Here is a 20748-nt window from a genome sequence, read left to right on the forward strand (position 1 = left end):
GCCCGGCCCTGACCCATCGGACAGGCCATAGGACCTACTCGTCTAGGACAGCGCCGTCGCCGCCAGGTCCTCGCGTGCCACGTACGGACCCCCGGCCCCCCACGCCTGATGCATCGCATCGGCGAACGCCCCCGCCAGCAGATGCTCGCCCGACGCCGACGGATGTGTCCCGTCGTACGTCGCGCGGTCGATTTCCCACCCGGCCGGTTCGGAGGCGAGGAGCAGTGGTGAGGCGGGCGTGGAGAGGTCGGCGACGGCCTTGGCCAGCAGTTCGTTGAAGCGTGCGCACTGCTCGCCGAATGCGGTGTCGGTGACCGCTCGCACGTTGGGTATGACGGGCATCAGTACGGCCCGTATGTGCGGGGCGGCCGCGCGCGCCTCGGTCACGAAGTGCCGGACGTTTTCCGCTGTCTGGTCGGCGTTCGTGTAGAAGCCGAGGTCTATGAGGCCCAGCGAGACGAGCAGCGTGTCGGCGTTGTGGCGGCGTACCGCGTCGCCGATCAGGGGCGCCATGTGCAGCCAGCCCTCGCCCCAGCCGGCGAGGTGGCGGCGGGCCGGGCCGGGGAAGCCGGGGTCGCCGTACTCGTGTGAGGTGGGGGTGTCCTGGAGGGTGTCATGGAGCGTATGGCGCGGTCCGACGATGCGGTAGCCGCCGTCGAACGTCGCCTGCAGGTGCTGCCACATGCGATAGCGCCACGTGAAATCGCCGGTGTGCCCAACTGTCATCGAGTCACCGACGAACATGATCCTCATCCGGCCATGATGGCCGACAAACCTTACTGCCTGGTACGTGACGCTCGACACGCCCGGCGTACCGCGGGCCGGGATGGCAGTCTGTGCCCATGCGTTCGCTTCTGTGCGCGGCCGGTGCCGCGGGGATGGTCCTGTACGCGGCGGCCGGGCCGGCCGCCGCCGATGAGCCCGACGGCTTCAAGATCAGTGATGCCAGGATCACCGAGTCCAGCGGTCTGGCGGCCAGCCGCGCGCACCCCGGTGTCTACTGGACCCACAACGACAGTGATGACGGCCCGTACATCTACGCCGTCGATGCCGCGTCGGGGCGTACCGTCGCCACCGTCACCCTGCGCGGGATCGGCGCGCCCCGTGACGTCGAGGCGATCTCGATCGGCCCGGACGGCAATGTCTACATCGGCGATATCGGTGACAACCGCGACGGTACGTGGGACCACGTGTGGGTCTACCGCTTTCCCGAGCCGAAGCGGCTGCGTGATGCCACGGTCAACGCCGCCCAGTTCACCGTGAAGTACGCGGACGGGCCGCGCGACGCGGAAGCGCTGATGGTGCACCCCAAGACCGGCCGGGTCTATATCGCCAGCAAGAAGCAGGGTGGCGGCGGCGCGCTCTACGAGGGCCCGCAGCGGCTCACCACCTCCGGCGTCAACACCTTCCGCAAGGTTTCGCCGATCGACCTGTGGGTGACCGACGGCGCGTTCTCCCCGGACGGCACACGGTTGGCGCTGCGCAGCTATTTCGGTGGCCGGATGTACCGCTGGCAGGACGGCCGCCCGAAGGACATCGGCAGCGTGGGCGTGCCGATCCAGCAGCAGGGGGAGTCGGTCACCTTCGCCCCCGACGGCCGGACGCTGATGTACGGGTCCGAGGGGCCGGGCAGCGAGGTCGAGCCGACCGGGCTGACGGACGACCAGCTTCCGGAGTCGGCGAAGGGCGATGGCCCGGGGGAGGGGCATCCGGCGCCGGGAGGGAGCAGCAACGGCGGTGCGGGGGCAGGGAGTTCCGGGAATCCGGGGGATGCGGGGGCGCAGCCCAGCTTCGGCAAGGGGGCGATGGTCCTGCTCGGGGCCACGGCGCTGGTCATGGTGCTGCGGAAGCTGGTGCGGCGGCGCGATTAGCGGGAGCGGCGGGTAGCGGGGACGGCGGGTAGCGGCGGGCGGCGGGTGCCGGAGGCCGGGCCTACGGGGTGCCGCCGCTTTCGGCTCCGGCACCCCCGCCCCCCTCATCCGCCCCGTCCCCCCGGTCTTCCCCTTCCCCTTGCCCTTCCCCGTCCCCTTCGATCAGCCGCAGCTCGTAATGCAGCGTCTTCTCCTTCTTGAGGCGGTGCGCCAGCGGCACCAACAGCCCGTGGATCAGCGGGTACTTACGGGTCAGGGAGCGCTCCGCGCGCCGGTACTCCCGGGTCTCCGGGTCGAGCAGCCGTACCCGCGCCTTGAGGGCCGGGCCGGTGGGCCGGCCGCGCAGGGTGGAGGCGCAGATCTCCACCTCGGGGAAGTTCCGCATCCGCTTCGCCTTCCAGGCGCTGCCGTACGTGCGGAAGTACGCGTGGTCGCCGTCGATGGCGATATTGACCGGTGTGCCGACGCCGGTGCCGTCCCGCTTGAACGAGGTGAGCAGGACCGTCCCCTGCCGCTCGAAGGGGGCCAGGCCGGGGGTCGCTGGAATCTTCATGTCCCCATACAGGCACAAGCGGACCGTTTCGTCATGCCCGGGTTCACCCGTTCGGCCGCGTACGGGTGGCGATGACACCTCTTCGAAGCCGTCCAGGAGCGCGGTCAGGCCCAGCGCGAAGACCGGGTTGCCGCCGTCGGTAACGGGGGCGCGGCCGGCCCAACCGCGTTGTCAGTGGGCGTGGTTAGCCTTCGAAGCATGGTGAACGTTGACGATGACGAGAAGAACGCAGGCGAGGACGAGAAGCCCGAATTCGTCGGGGCGTGGGTCGATCACCCTGACCGTGTGAGGCCGTGGCGGGGCAGCACGACCGAACTGATGATGTACTTCCCGCCGTTCCCCGAGCCGGGGGCGATCGGCGGTCCGCCGGCCCTGGAACCGCATGACCCGGTGCGGGCCCGTCGAATAGTCGAGACGCTGGGCACCGTCGATGAGGTCCTGGAGCAGTTGCCGGCCCGCCGGAGGGGAGAGCTGGAGGAGCCCACGGAGCGTGCCGAGCTCGCTTATGTCGCCGTCGGCTGCTGGGGCAACTACGTGTGGGTCAGCGACCCCGCGCTGGGTGACTACGGCATGGGTTGCGGGATGGACGAGGAGGTCGAACTGCAACGCGAGCTGAATCCGGAGGCCCGGATCGTCGGGACGATGCACATGGACTACGGGCTCAACTATTACCAGGATCTGGTGGACCTGCCCGGGGGCCGGCAGGTGGACGCCAGCGGGTGGGGTGACGCCGACCCGGGGATCGAGGTCCACGGCGACCCGGAGGAACTGCTGCGCGCCGTAGGGATCGATCCCGCGTCGGTGAGGGATGTGTACATGGACCCCGAAGAGCCCGACGACCCCGGCTATGGCAACTGGGGTGCCTACACCGACCTCTTCCTCGGGGGCTTCGGCGACTTCGGCTGGAGCGCCACGGAGGACCTGAAGGTGTCCGTCTTCCGGGTCCGCCGCTCGGAACGCGCCGAAGGCGACCTGAAGGAGGTGTGGTTGGGCAGCTGAGGCGACCGGGCGTCACCTGCCCGAGGCGTCGCCATCGGCATCGCACCGGCAACGAACGAGCCCCGGCAACGAACAGGCCCCGGCAGTTGCCCGCCGGGGCCCGTCGGAAGCCGCGACGGCGGCGCCTCCGCTACAGCTTCTCGATGACGTAATCGATGCAGGCCGTCAGTGCCTCGACATCCGCCGGGTCGATCGCCGGGAACATCGCGACGCGCAGCTGGTTGCGGCCGAGCTTGCGGTAGGGCTCGGTGTCGACGATGCCGTTGGCGCGCAGGGCCTTGGCGATGGCGGCCGCGTCGATGTCGTCGGTGAAGTCGATCGTGCCGATGACCTGCGAGCGCTTGGCCGGGTCGGTGACGAACGGGGTGGCGTGCTTGGAGTCCTCGGCCCAGCCGTAGAGGGTGCGGGAGGAGGTGGCGGTGCGGCGGACCGCCCAGTCCAGGCCGCCCTGGCCGTTGATCCACTCCAGCTGCTCGTTGAGGAGGAAGAGGGTGGACAGGGCCGGGGTGTTGTACGTCTGGTTCTTGAGGGAGTTGTCGATCGCCGTGGGGAGCGAGAAGAACTCGGGGATGTGGCGGCCGGACGCGTGGATGGCGCGGGCGCGCTCCAGGGCGGCGGGGGAGAAGGCCGCCAGCCACAGACCGCCGTCGGCGGCGAAGGACTTCTGCGGCGCGAAGTAGTAGACATCGGTCTCGGTGATGTCCACGGGGAGGCCGCCGGCGCCGGAGGTGGCGTCGACCAGGACGAGGGAGCCGGAGTCGGCGCCCGCGACGCGCTTGATCGGGGCGGCGACACCGGTCGAGGTCTCGTTGTGGGTGAACGCGTAGACGTCCACGCCCGCCTCGGCCGCGGGCTCCGGGTGCGTACCGGGCTCGGCGGAGATGACGGTGGGCTCCGCCAGCCAGGGCGCGAGCTTGGCGGCCTTGGCGAACTTGGAGGAGAACTCGCCGAAGGACAGGTGCTGGGACTTGTTCTCGATCAGGCCGTGCGTCGCGATGTCCCAGAACGCGGTGGAGCCGCCGTTGCCCAGGACGACCTCGTAGCCCTCGGGGAGCTGGAAGAGATCGCGTACGCCGTCGCGCACCTTGCCGACCAGGTTCTTGACCGGGGCCTGGCGGTGGGACGTACCGAGAAGAGAGCTACCGGTGGCGGCGAGGGCGCCAAGCGCCTCCGTACGCACCTTGGAGGGGCCCGCGCCGAAGCGTCCGTCGGCGGGCTTGATGTCAGCGGGAATCTGGATATCAGCCACAGGCGAAGCCTAATCCGTCGTGGTGGGGGCTTCGGCGGCGCGTCCACCGGATGAGATGACGGAGGGCCGTACGGTGGACGTGTACCGGGCCGCGGTGGCGGCCGCGGCGCGGGCCATCACCTCGCGGGCCTCGGGCGGGGCGAGCACTTCGAGGGAGTCGCCGAACTGGAGCAGTTGGCGGACGGCGCTGATGACCGGGTACGCCAGCTCGATGGTCGCCCAGCCGTCGTCGGCTTCTCCGGAGCCCTCGGTGATACTCGCGCGCCCGGCGTCCCCGGTATCCCCCGCGTCCCCGGTACCCCCGGCGTCCCCGGTATCCCCCGCGTCCCCGGCATCACTCGTTCGTGGCGGGCCGGTCAGCGCGCCGCCGAGGATGCGCACGGCCAGATCCAGCCGGTCCCGGCGGATCCGGGCGGTCACCCGTACCGGCGCCGGCCGCTCCTCCACCTCGCGCCGCAGCACCTGCCAGACATCGGCCAGCTCCACGCCCGCGCGGCGGCGCACGGGCGCGTCGGTGACGGTGGCCGACGCCACCCGGTCCGCGCGGAACAGCCGCGGCCTGCCGCGCCGGTCCGCGACGAGGTACCAGGTCCCGGCCTTGGCGGCGAGCCCGTACGGATCGACGGTGTAGGTCCGCAGCCGGGTCTCGCCGCCGTGTCGGTAGCGGATGCGCAGCCGCAGGTCGGTGAAGACGGCGGTGTGGAGGGTGCCCAGGTCGACGGCCGGGCGGGGCCCGCTCATCCAGCGGTCCGGGTCCACGAGGATGCGCCGGCCCGCGAGTTCGGCGGCCGGGCGGTGCGGTGCGGGCAGCGCCGCCATCACCTTGCGCAGCGCCGAGCCCAGAGCGTCGTCCAGACCGAGGGCGGTGTGCGCGCCCTGCGCGGCCAGGATGAACAGTGCGCGGGCCTCGTCGGTGGTCATCCCGGTCACATCTGTACGGAAGCCGGGCAGGAGCGCGATCCCGCCGTGCCGGCCGCGCTCCGCGTAGACCGGCACACCGGCCGCCGACAGGGACTCGATATCGCGGTAGATGGTGCGGGTGGAGACCTCCAGCCGTTCGGCGAGCTCGCTCGCGGGGACCCGGCCGCGGGTCTGGAGGAGCAGGAGGACGGAGAGGAGGCGGTCGGCTTTCACACCCGGGTTTATATATGAGGGCGTATATATGACGGCGGGTGTCAGGTTATGGCAGCAGAGTGCGGGGCATGGAGATCAACGACCTCGCCCGCACGAGCCATGCTTCCGTTCTCGACCCCGCCGCCCTCACCGGACTCACCCGCCGCGTCCAGGGACCCGTCCTCCTCCCCGGAGACGACGGCTACGACGCCGAGCGGTCCGGTTTCCAGGCGGCCTACCGGCACCGGCCGGCCGTCATCGTCGGGGCGGAGTGCGCCGACGACGTGGCCGCGGCCGTCGGGTTCGCCCGCGAGCAGGGGCTGCCGGTCGCCGTGCAGGCCACCGGACACGGGCTGTCCGCCGCTACCGAGGGCGGGTTGCTGATCAGTACGCGGCGGATGGACGGTGTATGGGTGGACGCGGCGGCCCGTACCGCGCGGGTCGAGGCGGGCGTCGTCTGGGGCCCGGTCATCGAAGAGGCCGCCCGGCACGGGCTCGCGCCGCTCAACGGCTCCTCCCCTGGCGTCGGCGTCATCTCGTACACCCTCGGGGGCGGGGTGGGGGTGCTGGCCCGTACGTTCGGGTTCGCCGCGGACCAGGTGCGGGCCGTCGATCTCGTCACCGCCGACGCCCGGCGGCTGCACCTCACCGCCGACAGCGAACCCGAGCTGTTCCGGGCGCTGCTCGGCGGCGGCCACGGTCTCGGCGTGGTGACGGCGATGGAGTTCGGGCTGGTGCCGGTGGCGAGCCTGTACGGCGGGCAGTTGGTGTTCGGCGGCGATCTGGTCGACGACGCGCTGGCGGCGTATCTGCGCTGGACCGAGACCGTCCCCGACGAACTGACCTCATCCGTCGCGCTGATCGCGTACCCGGACATCCCGCAGCTGCCCGAGTCGCTGCGCGGCCGCTATCTCGCGCAGATCCGGATCGCGTACACGGGAAGCGCCGAAGAGGGCGAGAAGCTGGTGGCGCCGCTGCGCGCGATCGGGCCGCGGGTCAGCGACGATCTGCGCGAGATGCCGTACGCGGAATCCCACACCATTCACCGGGACCCGAGCGATCCGCATGCCTACAACGGCGACAACGCGCTGCTCAGCGGGCTCGACGCGGCGGCGCTGCGGCGGGTGGCCGCGCTGACCGGGCCGGCCGCCCCGGCGATGGTCGTGGTCCAGCTCAACCATCTCGGGGGTGCGTTGGCGGGGCACTCCCGGGAATCCGCCGTCGGCCACCGTGACGCCCGGTTCGCGCTGCGCCTGCTCTCGCCGCTGGACGGTACCGATCTCGCGGCCGTACGGGCGCTGCACGCCGAGGCGCTCGCGGCCGTCGCGCCGTGGCGGCTCGGCCGCAGCGTGAACTTCCTCTTCGGCGAGCACGGGGAGCGGGCGGACGCGGCGGAGGTGGCGCGCAGCGTCCACGGCGCCGAGGTGCACCGGCGGCTGGCCGCGCTGAAGGCCGTCCACGACCCGGAGAACCTCTTCCGGTTCCATCCGTCCGGGGCCGGCACCACGGCTCGTGGGCCGCTCTGCGCCGAATCCGTCGCATCCGGCACCCTCTGACGGGCATGCCGTGGCGCCAGGAACCCGCCCGAGTGGGCAGGCTGGGGGCATGGCTGATCGTACGGAGACGGAGCAGCGGGACCTGGAGAAGCAGCGGGACCTGGAGCAGGAGTTGGCGGCCGCGGTACGAGGGGAGGTCTCGTTCGCCGCGGCCGACCGGGCACTGATGACGATGGACGCGTCCAACTACCGGCGGGTGCCGAGAGCGGTGGTCGCGCCACGGGACGCGGAGGATGTCGCGGCGGCGCTGCGGGTGTGCCGGGAGCACGGCGTGCCGGTGGTGCCGCGCGGCGGTGGGACGAGCATCGCGGGGCAGGCGACCGGGGTCGGCGTGGTGCTGGACTTCACCCGCTACATGCGGCGGATCGTGTCGCTGGACCCCGCGGCCCGTACGGCCGTCGTCCAGCCCGGTGTGGTGCTGGACGACCTGCGGGCGGCGGCCGCCCCGCACGGCCTGACCTTCGGCCCCGACCCGTCCACGCACAGCCGCTGCACCCTCGGCGGCATGATCGGCAACAACTCGTGCGGCTCGCACTCGGTGGTCTGGGGCACCACCGCCGACAGTGTGCGGGAGCTGGAGCTGCTGACGTACGGCGGCGAGCAGGTGCGGGCCGGCCGCGGAACGGACTCCAACGGCGCACCGACCGGACTCCCGCCGCGCCTGCGGGAGGGCGTAAAAGCCCTGGTGGACGGCGAGTTGGCGCTTCTGCGCACCGGCTACCCCGACCTTCCCCGCCGGATCTCCGGCTACGCCCTGGACGCGCTGCTGCCGGAGGCGGGCACCGACCTCGCCCGTGCCCTCACCGGCAGCGAGGGCACCCTCGGGGTGCTGACGGAGGCATCGGTCCGGCTGGTGGAGACCCCGGCGGCGCGGGCGCTGGCCGTCCTCGGCTACCCGGACGAGAGCGCGGCCGCCGAGGCCGCGCACACCCTTCTCCCGCATCACCCCATGACCGTCGAGGGGATGGCAGCCGACCTGGTGAGCGGTGCGGCCGGGCTGCCGAAGGGCGGCGCCTGGCTGTTCGTCGAGATGGGCGGCGCGAGCCGTGCCGAGGCGACGGCCCGTGCCGAGGCGCTGTGCCGGGCGGCGGCAGCGGACGGCACCACCGGCCACACCGTGGTCGCCGACCCGGCCGGGCAGCGGGCGCTGTGGCGGGTACGCGAGGACGCGTCGGGCACCGCGACCCGTATGCCCGATGGCAGCGAGGCCTGGCCCGGCTGGGAGGACTGCGCCGTCCCGCCGTCCCGACTCGGCCCGTACCTACGCGACTTCCGCGCCCTGCTCGGCCAGCACGGCCTGCGCGGCACCCCCTACGGCCACTTCGGCGACGGCTGCATCCACATCCGCATCGACTTCGATCTGCTGACCCCTCCAGGCATCCGCCGCTTCCGTCAATTCTCCTATGACTTGGGCGAGTTGGTCGTGTCCTATGGCGGCTCACTCTCCGGCGAACACGGCGACGGCCAGGCCCGCGCCGAGCTGCTGCCGAAGATGTACGGCCCTGAGCTGGTCGGCCTGTTCAACCGATTCAAGGATCTCTGGGACCCGTCCGCCGGACTGAACCCCGGAATGCTCGTCCGCCCTGCGAGGCTGGACGAGAACCTCCGCTTCGACGTACTCCCGAAACGGCCGGTCCCGGTCGAGTTCGGCTACCCGCACGACGACGGCGACTTCTCGGCGGCGGTGCGGAGGTGTGTCGGAGTCGCCAAGTGCCGTAATGCCGAGATCGGTTCCGGCTCCTCCGACGTCATGTGCCCCTCCTTTCGCGCCACCGGAGAGGAGCAGCACTCCACCCGGGGGCGGGCGCGCCTGCTGCACGAAATGCTCGCCGGCGAGGTCATCACGGACGGCTGGCGGTCGCCGGAGGTGCGTGACGCCCTCGACCTCTGCCTCTCCTGCAAGGGCTGCCGCAGCGACTGCCCGGTAGGCGTCGACATGGCCACGTACAAGGCGGAATTCCTGCACCACCACTACGCGGGCCGGGTACGCCCCGCCTCCCACTACTCCATGGGTCGGCTGCCCCAGTGGCTGCACACCGCGGCCCCGGCCGCACTCGTGCTCAACGGGCTGGCGCGGACCCCGCTGGCGGGACTCGGTAAACGGCTGGCCGGGATCGCACCCGAGCGCCCCATCCCCCCGCTGGCCATGGAATCCTTCACCCGCTGGTGGTGGCGAAGGCAGGCACAGGCCCCCGTGGGGGGTGGGCGTCACCCCCGCACAGTCGTCCTCTGGCCCGACACCTTCACCAACTACCTCTCCCCATCCGTCGGCCGAGCCGCCGTACGCGTTCTGGAGGACGCCGGCCTGCGCCCGCTCCTGCCGCCGACCACCCCCTTGCGTCCGACGACGGGTGGCGCGCTTCCCCAGCCCCGCCTGCCCCGACTGCACCGCCCGCCTCTCTGCTGCGGACTCACCTATGTCTCCACCGGCCAGCTGGACCAGGCACGGAAGGTCATGCGCCGCACGGTCGAGGTCCTGAGCCCGCTCCTCCGGGACGGCCGCCCCCTGGTCGTCCTCGAACCGAGCTGCGCAGCGGCCCTCCGCACGGACCTCCCGGAGCTCCTGTCCGGCGACCCGCGAGCCGCCCGACTGGCCGCCTCCGTACGCACCTTCGCCCAGGTGCTGGAGGAACGAGCCCCCGACTGGCAACCGCCACGCATCAACCGCCCGGCCGTCGGCCAGACGCACTGTCATCAGCATGCGGTCCTCGGCGACGGGGCCGAGCGCCGGTTGCGTGAACGGGCAGGCCTAAAGGGCGAGTTGACCGGCGGATGCTGCGGCCTGGCCGGCAACTTCGGCTTCGAGCAGGGCCATTACGACGTCTCCGTCGCCTGCGCGGAGGACCAACTGCTCCCGGCGGTACGGGAGTCGTCCCCGGAGGCCGAAGTCCTCGCGGACGGCTTCTCCTGCCGTACGCAGCTGGAGCAGCTGGGGGACCGGCCGGGGCGGCACCTGGCGGAGGTGCTGGCGGAGGCGTTGGGGGAGGCGTTGGGGGAGGAGGGGAGCTGACGGGAGCCGGAGGGGGCCGAAAGGAGTCGGATTCCGGCCCCCGCACCGGGAAGCCGACCTCAACACCCCAGTCAATCCAAGGTAATTGAGTGATTCGACTCGCGTCTTCCCAGGTTGTTTTCCCCTGACATCCACTCGAATGCAGGAACTTAAGATCATTTCCCGTACACTTACCGGCAAGTAACCACCGTTTTGAACCAGGGGGACCCCATGCGTCGACGCATTTCCGCTTTCGCCGTCACTGCCGCAATGGCCGGAGGCGTGCTGTTCGCCGCCCTGCCCGCACAGGCCGCCACCACGACCACCGGCGCGCACGCCGTGGTGGCCCGTGGCGCCATTCAGGTCAACATCGACGAACTGCGCCAGCAGTCCGCCGAGCTGAAGGCCAAGGCCAACCGACTGGACCAGGAAGGCGAGCACGCGGCCGCCAGCCGCGCCCGCGCCGAGGCCAACGCCATCGACAACAAGATCCAGGCGTACCTCGACGCCGAGAACAACGTCTGATCGCTCCGGCAGACAGCAAACGCCCGCCCCGACACCGTCGGGGCGGGCGTTTCCATGCATCGTCATCCCTGATCCCACGGACGGGACCCAGGAAGCGAGAGGTCTCGTTGAGGCCGGACCCGTCAGAAGTTCTGCGGCGGCTGCGGCGGCGTGCCCTGGAAGGCCTGGGGCTGAGCCGGAGGCTGGCCCTGCTGCTGCGCGGGGAACGGCTGGGCGGCGTATGGCTGCTGCGGGGCGGCGGGCGCAGCCGGGGTATCGGTGCGGGGCGTGGTTCGGCCGCCGACCGCGATGGAAACGGAGCCGATCATCAGGCCCACACCGGCGAGGGCCTGGACGAGCGGAGCGGTGTTTGTGCCCCCGCCGTCGCACTTCTCCTCTTGGTGCGGATCAATCTCGTCGCGTATCGACCGGGTCTCGCATTTCCAGCCGTCCGCGGCGGTATGGCCGGTATCGCCGGCCGCGACGGCGACCATGAACGGCCCCCCGACGAGGAACAGGATCTGGAAAACACGTGCAACGACATGCATGGGTCGAAATTCCCCCGGGTGATGAACTCCTGCGACGGTTCCGTCGCCCGGAGGGCCCTGTCCGACATGTTCATGGCGCGACCGGATGAGACGTGCCCCCTGCTCGTGTGACGTGACCCCTGCTTGTGTGACGTGACCCCTGCTCGTGTACTGGGCGCCGTGGTCGGTGTGTCACCTGCTCATCGCGTCGCCCACCTGTACCAGGGCAAAGGCGACGAAGACCGTCGCCACGGCCAGGCGGGGCCGGCCGCGCAGGGCGAGCACGGCTCCCAGCGCTGCCAGGGCTATGCCCCCGGAGCACAGGCCCAGCCAGGCAACCGCCGGGGGAACGCCCTGAGTGAGCCGGACGATCAAAGTGGCCACCCCGGCGAGGACCGCCACCACCCCGAACGCCGTGTAGGCGATGCGCTTTTGCCTGTCCTGCTTCCTGGCGTCCTCGGCCAGATGTGCCGCGCCTTCCCGTTGGAACCCGGTACGCAGTTGCTCGTTGCGGGTATCGCTGTTCCCAAAGCCGTTCATGGGGCGGGATGTTACGGGGTTCGCAGGTGAGCCGACCGGGGGCCGGGGCTGAGAGTTCTACACTTCTGGATCATGCCCATGCCACGATCCGCTCCCGCCCTCGACGCGACCGTTGTGCCCACCGGACGCCGGAAGCTGAAGACCCAGCTCCTCACCGGCCTTTCGCTGACCGCGCTCGGACTGGCGGCGGCCACCGTCCTGCTCCTGATGGCCTTCGGGGTAGTGGAGAGCGACAAGGGCCCGGTGGGCGGGTGTGTGCTGGCGCTGCCCTTCGGTGTGGGCGGCGCGTTCGTCGCCTTGGCCGTCTGGCAGGGCCGAAACGTCGCGGTGATCATCGATGGCGCCGGCCTGTGGCTGGACAACGGCAGGGCGCGGCAGATCGTCCCCTGGGCCGTACTGGCCGGAGTCGGCATGCAGTGGAGCGACATGGGCAAGGGAGTACGGCAGCACTCCGTCGAACTGTGCCCGAGCGGCCCGATCGACGGCCGTGATCCGGTGCTCTGGGCCCTGATCCGCGACGAGGAGCCGATCGGCCCCGGTCTGCCGCGGCTCCGCTACCGGCTGACGGTCCATGCGGCCCACCAGGAACAGATCATGGCGGCCATCCGCCGCTATGCGCCGCCGCACCTGTGGCTGGGCGTGGCCCAGCGCGAGCGCGGCCACATCGGCCGACCGGACCTCAGCCGCCGCCCCAGGCGCTGACGGCGGGGTGCTCGGCGGCGCGGGTCACGCTGAGCATGTCGGCGATGGCGAGAAAGCAGCGGAGATCACGCAGCTCGATGCTCATGCGTGCGGAGCATAACAACAGGGGAAAAGGCATTTCACGGACCGGAAGACGGGCCTTAGCGTGGGATGTGTGAACCCTTCGCCTGCCGGCTCCGATGGCTCGTTTACGGCCAATCCCGCGCCCGCCGCCTCCGCGCCCGCCACCCCGTCTGCCGGCTCCTCCGCCGCGCCCGCCACCGATGTGACCGCCGGCGGGGCGATATCTCAGCTCGTGCCTCCCTCGCCCGAGGTGATGACGGCGGAGGCCCGGACCCGGACCGGGACCGACGGGGCGGCGGGTGCGCGTGGGCGGCTCGGGTCGGTGGCGCTGGTGATCGGTGGCATCGTCTCGCTGCAGTTCGGTTCGTCCGTGGCGGTGCTGCTCTTTCCGCGGTCCGGAGCGCTGGGCGTCGTCACGCTCCGGCTGGTCGTCGCCTCGCTGGTGCTGCTGCTCGTCTGCCGCCCCAAGGTGCGCGGCTACACGCGCGGCGACTGGGCCACGGTCCTGGCGTTCGGCGTCGCGCTGGCCGGGATGAACTCGCTCTTCTACCAGGCGATCGACCGGATTCCGCTGGGTGCGGCGGTCACCCTGGAGTTCCTCGGTCCGCTGATCTTGTCCGTGGCCACCTCGCGTCGGGCGCTGAGCCTGGTGTGGGCGGCGCTGGCGTTCGGCGGTGTGGCGCTGCTGGGGCGGGAGGGCTTCGACGGGCTCAACCCGTTCGGCGCGGGCTGCGCGCTGGCGGCCGGTGGCCTGTGGGCCGCGTACATCCTCCTCTCGGCCCGTACGGGACAGCGCTTCCCGCAGGCGGACGGTCTTGCGCTGGCGATGACCGTCGCCGCGGTGCTGAGTCTGCCGCTGGGCGTCGCCAGCGCCGGCACCGCACTGTTGGACCCGGTCACGCTGGGGCTCGGCGCCGCCGTCGCCCTGATGTCGTCCGTCATGCCCTACACCCTGGAACTGCTCGCCCTGCGCAAGCTCCCGGCCTCCGGCTTCGCGGTCATGATGAGCCTGGAGCCGGCCGCCGCGGCCACCGCCGGATTCCTGGTCCTGCACCAGTCGCTGGGTTGGGCCGAGGTGCTGGCGATCGGGCTGGTCGTGGTCGCGAGTGTGGGAGCGGTGCGGAGTGCGGGTTCGGGGGCGCGTAGCTGACCGGCGCCCCGGCGCGCTCGGCCCCCGCCTTCGGCCCGCCTCGGCCCCGCCTTCGGCCCCCGCCCTCACTCCCTCACTCCATCACCCCGTCAATCCGCGCGCCGTAGCGTGGCCCGCAGTGGCGTCGCCGGCTGGAGCAGCAGGCCCGCCTTCGGCGTCACGGGGCCCGGCGCGATGTCCAGGTGGAAGCGCTGGGCCAGCGTCGCCAGCAGCAGCACCGCCTCGACCTCGGCGAAGCGGGCGCCGAGGCAGGTGCGCCGGCCGCCGCCGAACGGGAACCACGCGTGGTCGGGGATGACGTCCGGGGCGTCGGCGCTCCAGCGCTCGGGGCGGAAGGCCGTGGGGTCGGGGAACCAGCGGGGGTCCCGGTGGGTGGACCACTGGCAGCACCACACCGTCGTCCCGGCCGGGATACGGCTGCCGCCCAGGGTGGCACCCTCGCGGGCGGCGGCCCCGATGATCCAGGCGGGCGGATACAGCCGTAGCGTCTCCTTGACGATCTGCTGGGTCCAGGTCAGCCGGTCGTAGTCGTCGACCGTGGGCGGCCGTCCGCCGAGCACCCGCGCCAGTTCGTCATCCAGCCGGGCACGGGCGTCCGGCGACCGCCCGAGCATGTACCAGGCCCAGGTCAGGGCGGTGGACGTGGTCTCGTGGCCGGCCGCCCAGAGCGTCACCGCCTCGTCGCGGACCTCCTTGGGCGACAGCGGCCGGCCCGCCGCGTCCCGGGCCGCGAGCAGCCGGCTGAGCAGGTCGTCCCGGTCGGCGGGGCCCGCGCCCGCCCGCCCGCCGGAATCCGCTCGCCCGACATGGCCGGTCCGGCCGGTGCGTCCGTTCCGCCCTGCTCGTTCGTCCTGCCCGGCCCGTTCGTCCTGCCCTGCTCGTGCGTCCCGATCGGCCCGTCCGAGCCGTCCCGCCTCTCGGACCTGCCCGGCGTGCCGGTCGCTGATCAGCCGGTGCACCTCGGCGTCGATGGTGGCGACGGCGGCGAGCAGCCGCCGCCGGCCGGGTGTGCGTACCCAGCCGGGCAGGAAGAGGTTGATGCCCCGCAGTTCGTCGCTGACGACCTTCTCGGCCACGCCCATCGCATGGCTCAGTGCCCGCGTCCGATCGCCGAGATCGTTGCCGAACAGCGTCCGGAGCACGATCCGCTGGGTGATGAGCGCCATCTCCTCGTGCACATCGATCTGTTCGCCCGCCCGCCAGCGCTCGGCCGCCAGCCGCGCGCAGTCGACCATGGTCGCGGCGTACGTACGGACCTGGCGGGGGCGGACGGTCGGCTGCACCAGGTCGCGCTTGCGGCGCCACTCGGCCCCCTGGCTGAGAATCACGCTCTGGCCCGTCACCTGCTTGAACGCCCAGAGGATGTCAAGGACGTCGAAGGCCTGCTCACGGGTCGTCAGCATCTCCGCGATGTGCTTCGGGTGTGAGATGAACAGGCTGCGCATCGGGCCCAGGGACCAGGTCACCGCGTCCCCGAAGTCGTCCCGGAGACGGACCAGAAAGGACAGTGGATCCTTCCCGAACGCGGGGAGGTTCCCGAGCCACGGCAGACCGCGCGGACCGGATACGGGGCGGAGCGGAAGGGGACGGGGCGGAGCGGGGCGGGGCGGCACAGCGAACGGAACGGACAAGGCTCCTCCAGACGTCGATACGCGTCGGTCGATACCCGTCATCCGTCTACCACGCGGGGAACGGCGCGCCGGAGCGATCGCTCAGGGCGCCAAGAGGCTCACAGGGAATCCGTGCACACCACGTACGCCGTCCCTTTGACCGGCGCACGCTGTGGCATGTCGTATGCGATCTTCTGGGCGTCCTCCAGGTCCTTACGGGCGGCCTCGCGTCCCTCCTCGGTCGTGGCGTTGTCCAGCGCGTCCTGCTTCTCCTGGAGGGAGTCCAGCTGCTTGAGCAGGTCGGGGTTGACCGAGCTGGCGCTGACCACCCAGCCGGTGCCGTCGCGGGTGGGCCGGGACGTGGTCACGCTCTGCTCCATCTCGTAGCCGGGGACGTGGTAGCCGCCGCCGGTCGCGCGGTACCCCTCCGGGCACCATGCGGTCAGGTTGTCGAGCTTGCCGTGCTCGGAGACGGTCCCCGGCCAGGGCTGGGGCAGCGGCTGGGGCTGCGGTGCGGCGCTCGCGGTCACGGCTGCGCCGCAGGCGAGCAGGCCGAGGGTTGCTGTGGCGAGGGTCAGTGCGGTGGCGCGCATCGCGGATCGGCCGTCCTTGGGGAGGGAGGGGTACGGGGAGGGGGGCGGATGGGGGCGGATAGCAGCGGATGGGGGGCGGATGGGGGGCGGATGGGGAAGGCCTTCCTGGGGCAGCGGGTGGGGAAAACCTTCCTGGGAAACCGGGTGGGAAAGCCTTCCTGATACGGGGGAAAGCCTCCTGATGTATCAGGGAGGCCTCCCTGATACATCTGACCGTGTTGCCCGGTGATCACCTGCCGAGGCGTCAATTTCACCGACTTGGCGGGAGCGGTTGCCGTCGGCCCGGAGGGGTGGTTTCACCGGTTCGGCGGTCGCGTCGGACAGAAAATCATGCAGGCGTGCTTGATTGTTTCTGTCGGCGCTGCCACGCTCGGAGCGCACCACACCGCACCCGCACCACACCGCACCCGTACGGCCCCGGCTCTCTGCCGCGGTCGTCTGCCGTATGCCAAAGACCCCTGCCGGTAAGGCAGTTGGGTCATTGAGGGGAGTGTCGCGTGTCCGATCCCGGCGCCGTACTGGCGGACCTCAGGGATGAGAGTGACGAGCTGGACGCCCTGGTAGCCGGGCTGCCGGCCGCGCGGTGGGCGGACCCCACACCCGCCGAGGGCTGGACCATCGCCCACCAGATCGCCCACCTGGCCTGGACCGACCGGCAGGCGCTGCTGGCCGCCACCGACCCGGACGGCTTCCAGCAGGCTGCGCAGAAGGCCCTCGCCTCGCCGCTGACCTTCGTCGACGAGGGCGTGGAAGGCGCCGACCGGACGCCGCCCGCGGAGCTGCTGGCGGACTGGCGCGCGGGGCGCGAGGCGCTGCTGCGGGCGCTGTTGGAGCGGCCGGCGGGCGAGAAGCTGCCGTGGTACGGGCCACCGATGAGCGTTGCCTCGATGGCGACCGCGCGGTTGATGGAGACCTGGGCGCACGGGCAGGACGTGGCCGATGCGCTGGGCGTGACGCGAATCCCCACCGCCCGGCTGCGGCATGTCGCCCATATCGGCGTACGGACCCGGAATTTCGCGTACGCCACTCATCAACTCGCCCTGCCTAACTTGGAGTTCAGGGTGGAGCTGCGGGCGCCGGATGGCACCGTCTGGGCGTACGGGCCCGCGGACGCGGCGCAGCGGGTGACCGGGGACGCGCTGGAGTTCTGTCTGCTGGTGACCCAGCGGGTGCATCGCGACGATGCGCTGTCCTTGCGCGCGGAAGGGGCGGACGCGGAGCGGTGGCTGGGGATCGCCCAGGCGTTCGCCGGGCCGCCGGGGAAGGGGCGGCAGCCGGGCACCGCGGGGCGCGGTGGCCGCGCGTGACTGACGGCGGCTTCATAGGTAACCGCCCCGATGGCGCAGACATAGGCAGAGGCGCAGGCGCAGGCACCGGCACCGGCGCAGACACCGGCACAGGCATGGGCGCAGGCATGGGCGCAGGCATAGGCAAGAGTCGCGACGTCCTCCGTATCGGTAATGCCTCCGGCTTCTACGGTGATCGCTTCGACGCCGTCCGCGAGATGCTCACCGGCGGTCCGCTGGACGTGCTGACCGGCGACTACCTTGCCGAGCTGACCATGCTGATCCTCGGCCGGGACCGGCTGAAGGACCCCAAGCGCGGCTACGCCAAGACCTTTCTGCGGCAAATGGAAGAGGGCCTGGGGCTGGCCGTCGAGCGCGGGGTGCGGATCGTCGCCAACGCGGGCGGGCTGAATCCGGCCGGACTCGCCGATGCGGTACGGGAGTTGGCGGAGCGGGTCGGGGTTCCCGTACGGGTCGCGCATGTGGAGGGCGACGATCTGCTGGCGCGCGGGGGCTGGGGCGAGGGCGTGCTGACCGCCAATGCCTACCTGGGCGGCGGCGGGATCGCCGAGTGCCTACGGGCCGGGGCCGATGTGGTGGTGACCGGCCGGGTGACGGATGCCGCGCTGGTCAGCGGGGCCGCGGCGGCCCACTTCGGCTGGTCGCCATCAGACCTGGACCGGCTCGCCGGTGCCGTCGTCGCAGGTCACGTACTCGAATGCGGCACCCAGGCCACCGGCGGCAACTACTCCTTCTTCGGAGCGCACGACGTACGCCACCCCGGCTTCCCGCTCGCCGAGATCGCCGCCGACGGCAGCTCGGTGATCACCAAGCATCCGGGCACCGGCGGCGCGGTCACCACCGGTACGGTCACCGCCCAGCTGCTGTACGAGACGGCCGGCGCGCGCTATGCCGGGCCGGATGTGACGGCACGGCTGGACACCGTACGGCTGGCGGCGGACGGGCCGGACCGGGTCCGGATCGAGGGGGTGCGCGGCGAGGCCCCGCCGCCGGCTCTCAAGGTGGGGCTGACCCGCCTCGGCGGCTGGCGCAACGAAGTGACCTTCGTGCTGACCGGGCTGGATGTGGCGGCGAAGGCCGAGCTGGTCCGCGCGCAGATGGACGCGGCCTTCGACGCTTCGGGGCGGCGCCCGGCCGAGGTGCGGTGGACGCTGGCCCGCACCGACCGGGCCGACGCCGACGTCCAGGAGGAGGCGAGCGCACTGCTGCGGCTGGTGGTGCGGGACGCCGAACAGGAGGCGGTCGGCCGGGTCGTCAGCGGCGCCGCGATCGAGCTGGCGCTGGCCAGTTACCCCGGCTTCCATGTCACCGCACCGCCCGGCAAGGGCGCCCCGTACGGCGTGTTCGAGGCGGTCGCGGTGGACGCGGCGAAGGTGCCGCATACGGCGGTGTTGGCCGACGGCACCCGTGTGGACGTTCAACCAGCCGCAGAAATGCGGGAGTTGGAGAGGTTGCCGGACCCTGGGCTGCCCGAGCCCCTCGACGCCGCCCTCCCCGCCCGGCGGGCGCCGCTCGGGCTGGTCGCCGGGGCGCGCAGTGGCGACAAGGGAGGCTCGGCGAACGTCGGCGTGTGGGCGCGCACGGACGAGGCCTGGCGGTGGCTGGCCCATGCGCTGACCGTCGAGAGGTTCCGCCAACTACTGCCAGAAACAGCGGACTTGACCGTCGAGCGGCACGTACTGCCGCGGCTGCGGGCGCTGAACTTCGTCGTCGACGGGTTGCTCGGCGAGGGCGTCGCCGCGCAGGCCCGCTTCGACCCGCAGGCCAAGGCCGTGGGGGAGTGGCTGCGCTCGCGCTACATGGACATACCGGAGGTGCTGTTGTGACCGTGCTCAGAACCGGGCTGGATACCGCGAGCCCCGAGTACGCGGAGAACCGCGCGGCGATGCTCGCCAAGCTGGCAGAGCTCGACACCGAGCACGCCAAGGCGGTCAACGGCGGCGGAGAGAAATACATCGCCCGCCACCGGAAGCGCGGCAAGCTGCTCGCGCGCGAGCGCATCGAGCTGCTGCTCGACCCGGACACGCCCTTCCTGGAGCTGTCGCCGCTCGCGGCCTGGGGCAGCGACTATGCCGTAGGGGCATCGCTGGTCACCGGCATCGGTGTCATCGAGGGCGTGGAGTGCCTGATCACCGCCAACGACCCGACGGTACGCGGCGGTGCCTCCAATCCCTGGACGCTGAAGAAGGCGCTGCGGGCCAACGAGATCGCCTACGCGAACCGCCTCCCCGTCGTCTCCCTCGTCGAGTCGGGTGGCGCGGATCTGCCCAGCCAGAAGGAGATCTTCATCCCGGGCGGTGCGCTGTTCAAGGACCTCACCCGGCTGTCGGCCGCCGGCATCCCGACCCTCGCCGTGGTGTTCGGCAACTCCACCGCCGGCGGCGCGTACGTGCCGGGCATGTCCGACCACGTCATCATGGTCAAGGAGCGGGCCAAGGTCTTCCTGGGCGGGCCGCCGCTGGTGAAGATGGCGACCGGCGAGGAGAGCGACGACGAGTCGCTGGGCGGCGCCGGGATGCATGCCCGTACCTCCGGGCTCGCGGACTACTTCGCGGTCGACGAGCCCGATGCGCTGCGGCAGGCGCGGCGGGTGGTCGCCCGCCTCAACTGGCGCAAGGCGCAGGCCGACCCGCCGGTGGCCGCGCCGCCCGGGTACGACGAGGACGAGCTGCTGGGCATCGTCCCGGGAGACCTCAAGGCGCCCTTCGATCCGCGCGAGGTGATCGCCCGGATCGTGGACGGCTCGGACTTCGACGAGTTCAAGCCGCTGTACGGGGCGAGCCTGGCGACCGGCTGGGCCGAGCTGCACGGCTATCCGGTCGGCATCCTCGCCAACGCGCAGGGCGTGCTGTTCAGCGAGGAGTCCCAAAAGGCCGCCCAGTTCATCCAGTTGGCCAACCAGCGCGACATCCCGCTCCTCTTCCTGCACAACACCACCGGCTACATGGTCGGCAAGGAGTACGAGCAGGGGGGCATCATCAAACACGGCGCGATGATGATCAACGCGGTGTCCAACTCCCGTGTCCCGCACCTCTCCGTCCTCATGGGGGCCTCGTACGGCGCCGGGCACTACGGCATGTGCGGTCGCGCCTACGACCCGCGCTTCCTGTTCGCCTGGCCGAGCGCCAAGTCCGCCGTCATGGGGCCGCAGCAGCTGGCCGGGGTGCTGTCGATCGTCGCCCGCGCTTCGGCCGCCGCCAAAGGGCTGCCCTACGACGACGAGGCGGACGCCGGGCTGCGCGCCATGGTGGAGCAGCAGATCGAGTCCGAGTCGCTGCCGATGTTCCTGTCCGGGCGGCTCTACGACGACGGCGTCATCGACCCCCGCGACACCCGCACCGTCCTCGGCCTGTGCCTGTCCGCCATCCACACCGCGCCCTACGAGGGCGCGCGCGGTGGCTTCGGCGTCTTCCGGATGTGAG

19 protein-coding genes are annotated in these 20748 nt (G+C 71.7%); 10 read left to right on the forward strand and 9 right to left on the reverse strand.

Annotation, left to right across the window (positions count from 1 at the left end; genetic code table 11):
- Positions 1–42: 42 nt before the first annotated feature.
- The gene (locus tag AB0I10_RS21055) at positions 43–753 is read right to left on the reverse strand and encodes a GDSL-type esterase/lipase family protein (protein WP_363154050.1); all 711 of its coding nucleotides are present in this window, start codon (positions 751–753) and stop codon (positions 43–45) included.
- Between the two features lie 89 nt (positions 754–842).
- On the opposite strand from AB0I10_RS21055, the gene AB0I10_RS21060 reads away from it, so the two are divergent.
- A complete protein-coding gene (locus tag AB0I10_RS21060) occupies positions 843–1871 on the forward strand; it encodes a hypothetical protein (protein ID WP_363154052.1) in 1029 nt (342 codons plus the stop codon).
- Positions 1872–1932: 61 nt separating this feature from the next.
- On the opposite strand, the gene AB0I10_RS21065 is transcribed toward AB0I10_RS21060, so the two are convergent.
- Positions 1933–2424, reverse strand: coding sequence for a PPOX class F420-dependent oxidoreductase (locus tag AB0I10_RS21065; protein WP_363154053.1), 492 nt, complete (start codon positions 2422–2424; stop codon positions 1933–1935).
- 198 nt (positions 2425–2622) lie between these two features.
- Between AB0I10_RS21065 and AB0I10_RS21070 the strand changes: the two genes are divergently transcribed.
- Positions 2623–3423: a DUF6333 family protein gene (locus tag AB0I10_RS21070; protein ID WP_363154054.1), complete on the forward strand. Its 801-nt coding sequence runs from the start codon at positions 2623–2625 to the stop codon at positions 3421–3423.
- Positions 3424–3553: 130 nt separating this feature from the next.
- Here AB0I10_RS21070 and serC read toward each other — a convergent pair whose 3' ends face one another.
- Both serC and AB0I10_RS21080 read right to left on the reverse strand, forming a co-directional pair.
- Entirely contained in the window at positions 3554–4672 is a 1119-nt protein-coding gene (gene serC, locus AB0I10_RS21075; protein WP_363154055.1) for a phosphoserine transaminase, read from the reverse strand.
- 9 nt (positions 4673–4681) lie between these two features.
- Positions 4682–5806 carry a WYL domain-containing protein gene (locus AB0I10_RS21080; protein WP_363154056.1) on the reverse strand — a complete coding sequence of 375 codons (1125 nt, stop codon included), beginning with the start codon at positions 5804–5806 and terminating at the stop codon, positions 4682–4684.
- 68 nt (positions 5807–5874) lie between these two features.
- Here AB0I10_RS21080 and AB0I10_RS21085 point away from each other — a divergent pair, with 68 nt between their 5' ends.
- The 3 genes from AB0I10_RS21085 (at position 5875) to AB0I10_RS21095 (ending at position 10855) form a co-directional block, all read left to right on the forward strand.
- On the forward strand, positions 5875–7341 hold the full coding sequence (locus AB0I10_RS21085) for an FAD-binding oxidoreductase (RefSeq protein WP_363154057.1): 1467 nt from the start codon (positions 5875–5877) through the stop codon (positions 7339–7341).
- A 49-nt stretch (positions 7342–7390) separates the two neighbouring features.
- Entirely contained in the window at positions 7391–10351 is a 2961-nt protein-coding gene (locus tag AB0I10_RS21090; protein ID WP_363154058.1) for an FAD-binding and (Fe-S)-binding domain-containing protein, read from the forward strand.
- A gap of 210 nt (positions 10352–10561) precedes the next feature.
- The gene (locus AB0I10_RS21095) at positions 10562–10855 is read left to right on the forward strand and encodes a hypothetical protein (RefSeq protein ID WP_363154059.1); all 294 of its coding nucleotides are present in this window, start codon (positions 10562–10564) and stop codon (positions 10853–10855) included.
- A 122-nt stretch (positions 10856–10977) separates the two neighbouring features.
- Here AB0I10_RS21095 and AB0I10_RS21100 read toward each other — a convergent pair whose 3' ends face one another.
- Together AB0I10_RS21100 and AB0I10_RS21105 are read right to left on the reverse strand one after the other, a co-directional pair.
- Positions 10978–11382, reverse strand: a complete 405-nt coding sequence (locus AB0I10_RS21100) for a hypothetical protein (RefSeq protein ID WP_363154060.1) — start codon at positions 11380–11382, stop codon at positions 10978–10980.
- Between the two features lie 171 nt (positions 11383–11553).
- Complete coding sequence (locus tag AB0I10_RS21105; protein ID WP_363154061.1) at positions 11554–11901, reverse strand: hypothetical protein; 348 nt, start codon at positions 11899–11901, stop codon at positions 11554–11556.
- 72 nt (positions 11902–11973) lie between these two features.
- Between AB0I10_RS21105 and AB0I10_RS21110 the strand changes: the two genes are divergently transcribed.
- On the forward strand, positions 11974–12603 hold the full coding sequence (locus AB0I10_RS21110) for a hypothetical protein (RefSeq protein ID WP_363154062.1): 630 nt from the start codon (positions 11974–11976) through the stop codon (positions 12601–12603).
- Here AB0I10_RS21110 and AB0I10_RS21115 read toward each other — a convergent pair.
- Positions 12581–12688: a LysR family transcriptional regulator gene (locus AB0I10_RS21115; RefSeq protein WP_363154063.1), complete on the reverse strand. Its 108-nt coding sequence runs from the start codon at positions 12686–12688 to the stop codon at positions 12581–12583. The genes AB0I10_RS21110 and AB0I10_RS21115 overlap by 23 nt on opposite strands.
- 231 nt (positions 12689–12919) lie before the next feature.
- On the opposite strand from AB0I10_RS21115, the gene AB0I10_RS21120 reads away from it, so the two are divergent.
- Complete coding sequence (locus AB0I10_RS21120; RefSeq protein WP_363154077.1) at positions 12920–13816, forward strand: EamA family transporter; 897 nt, start codon at positions 12920–12922, stop codon at positions 13814–13816.
- Between the two features lie 89 nt (positions 13817–13905).
- Here AB0I10_RS21120 and AB0I10_RS21125 read toward each other — a convergent pair whose 3' ends face one another.
- Complete coding sequence (locus tag AB0I10_RS21125; protein ID WP_363154064.1) at positions 13906–15447, reverse strand: cytochrome P450; 1542 nt, start codon at positions 15445–15447, stop codon at positions 13906–13908.
- Between the two features lie 98 nt (positions 15448–15545).
- The gene (locus tag AB0I10_RS21130) at positions 15546–16019 is read right to left on the reverse strand and encodes a hypothetical protein (protein WP_363154065.1); all 474 of its coding nucleotides are present in this window, start codon (positions 16017–16019) and stop codon (positions 15546–15548) included.
- A 497-nt stretch (positions 16020–16516) separates the two neighbouring features.
- Between AB0I10_RS21130 and AB0I10_RS21135 the strand changes: the two genes are divergently transcribed.
- From AB0I10_RS21135 to AB0I10_RS21145, 3 genes are all read left to right on the forward strand, one after another.
- Positions 16517–17326 (forward strand): TIGR03084 family metal-binding protein, encoded by an 810-nt coding sequence (locus tag AB0I10_RS21135; RefSeq protein ID WP_363154066.1) that lies wholly within the window; start codon positions 16517–16519, stop codon positions 17324–17326.
- Between the two features lie 107 nt (positions 17327–17433).
- The gene (locus AB0I10_RS21140; RefSeq protein ID WP_363154067.1) at positions 17434–19152 is read left to right on the forward strand and encodes an acyclic terpene utilization AtuA family protein; all 1719 of its coding nucleotides are present in this window, start codon (positions 17434–17436) and stop codon (positions 19150–19152) included.
- On the forward strand, positions 19149–20747 hold the full coding sequence (locus AB0I10_RS21145) for a carboxyl transferase domain-containing protein (protein WP_363154068.1): 1599 nt from the start codon (positions 19149–19151) through the stop codon (positions 20745–20747). Before AB0I10_RS21140 ends, AB0I10_RS21145 begins: the two co-directional genes overlap by 4 nt.
- Position 20748 lies beyond the last annotated feature (1 nt).

This window comes from Streptomyces sp. NPDC050636 (genome assembly GCF_040654775.1).
In the GTDB taxonomy this organism is placed as follows: domain Bacteria; phylum Actinomycetota; class Actinomycetes; order Streptomycetales; family Streptomycetaceae; genus Streptomyces.